This window comes from Peribacillus sp. (assembly GCF_059453735.1).
Genome location: NZ_JAZVJO010000267.1, coordinates 1 through 1,993, shown reverse-complemented (window position 1 = coordinate 1,993; position 1,993 = coordinate 1). Strand labels below are relative to the sequence as shown.

The following is a 1,993-nucleotide window of genomic DNA, read 5'->3' as shown; positions in this document are numbered from 1 at the left end:
TCAGCTGTTTTTCTTTTTGAAAATAGGAGTGAATTTTTGGAGGATGGCAGCTAAATGAATAAAACAATTGGAATCTTAGCCCATGTGGACGCTGGTAAAACAACGTTTGCTGAACAGCTTTTATTTTATACAAACAGTATTAAACAACGAGGGCGCGTCGATCATCAAGATGCTTTCCTTGATAGCCATCATATAGAAAGAGAGCGTGGAATTACCGTATTCGCGGATCAAGCCATGTTTTCTTACCGTGATTCGAACTATTATTTAATTGATACACCGGGTCATATAGATTTTTCTCCGGAGATGGAGCGAAGCATTCAGGCCATGGATTATGCAATTATCGTTATTAGTGCCGTGGAAGGAATGGAAGGACATACAGAAACGGTATGGGAGCTTCTTCGTAAACATCAAGTCCCCGTTTTTTTCTTTATTAATAAAATTGATCGAGTCGGTGCAGATGTTAACAAAGTCATCAAAGACATTCAATCGAATATTACAAAAGATGTCTGTACGATCACCGATTCGTTTACCAATGGCGAGATGAATGAGGAACTCGTTGAATTTGTGGCTGAACGAAGTGACGTCCTATTCGAACATTATATGGAACACGGCTATAATCAAGAGTTATGGCTTAACGCTTTTCAAGAAATGATTCATAAACAAAACATTTCCCCGCTTGCATATGGTTCGGCCCTTCAAGGTGTCGGGATCGAAGAGTTTTTAGAACAATTAGATCTGTTAACGGTGACCGATTATCGAAGTCAGGATCCATTTGCTGGGCGTGTTTATAAAATTCGTCATGATGAAAATGGGACAAGGTTTACGTTTATCAAAGCGTTAAGTGGAACGGTAAAAGTACGAGATGAAATCAAGTATGGTGAAAGGAATATAGCGGAAAAAGTCACTCAAATACGTGTGTATAACGGGAGTCATATTCAACAGCTCAAGCAGGCAGAAGCCGGAGAACTTTTTGCAGTGGCTGGTTTATCAGAGACATCAGTGGGAGACGGCATCGGTGCATCAACTGAAAAAACGGCATACGAAATGGTGCCTACCCTGAAGTCGAAAGTTTCCTTCGAACAAACTGTTAATATCAAAGAAGCATTGCGTTGTTTTAAACTGTTAGATGTCGAAGATCCGTCTCTGGCTGTAACTTGGGAAGAAAGCTTGCAGGAAATTCACCTGCATGTCATGGGAACTATTCAGTTAGAGGTATTGGTTATAGTGGTAAAAGAGCGGTTTAATCTCACTGTGTCTTTTGAGAAGCCAGAGATACTGTATAAAGAAAGTATCGATACAACAGTCTTAGGGTATGGCCATTTTGAGCCATTAGGTCATTATGCAGAAGTTCATCTTCACCTCCAACCGGGTGAACGAAGCAAGGGGATTACGTTTGAGAACAGATGTCATGATGATGATTTGACTGTTGGTCATCAAAATGTCATTAGACAACATCTCTTAGAAAGGGATCATCACGGTCTTTTAACGGGTTCCCCACTGACAGATATTAAAGTGATACTTATAACTGGACGTGCGCACAATAAGCATACGTCAGGAGGAGATTTTAGAGAAGCTTCTTTTAGGGCATTAAGACAAGGCTTGGAAAAAGCAGACAACATTCTGCTGGAACCCTATTATTCCTATAAAATTAAGGTTGATCTACATCATATAGGTCGGGTGCTTTCTGACATTCAACAGGCACATGGAAACTATAATCCGCCGGAAACAGAAGGGGACAGAACCATTTTGACTGGATCGGTACCTGTCGCTGCATTTATGGATTACAGCGGTCAGTTAGCTGCTTTTACAAAGGGAAAAGGAACGATAAGCTTGACCTTTGCCGGCTATGATCGATGTCATAATCCAAAAGAGGTGATTGACCGAATTGGATACAACAAAAATGCTGATCCCGACTATAGCTCATCATCCATCTTCTGTTCGAAAGGACAAGGCTATTCCGTATCGTGGGAAGAGGCTGAAGAGAACATGCATG

The 1,993-nt window shown here is 40.9% G+C and carries 1 protein-coding gene; it reads left to right on the top strand.

What is annotated here, in order from left to right; all coding sequences use genetic code 11:
• Window positions 1–54: 54 nt before the first annotated feature.
• On the top strand, window positions 55–1,993 hold a 1,939-nt coding region (locus AC52RT_RS08465; RefSeq protein ID WP_495540335.1), incomplete at its 3' end, for a GTP-binding protein.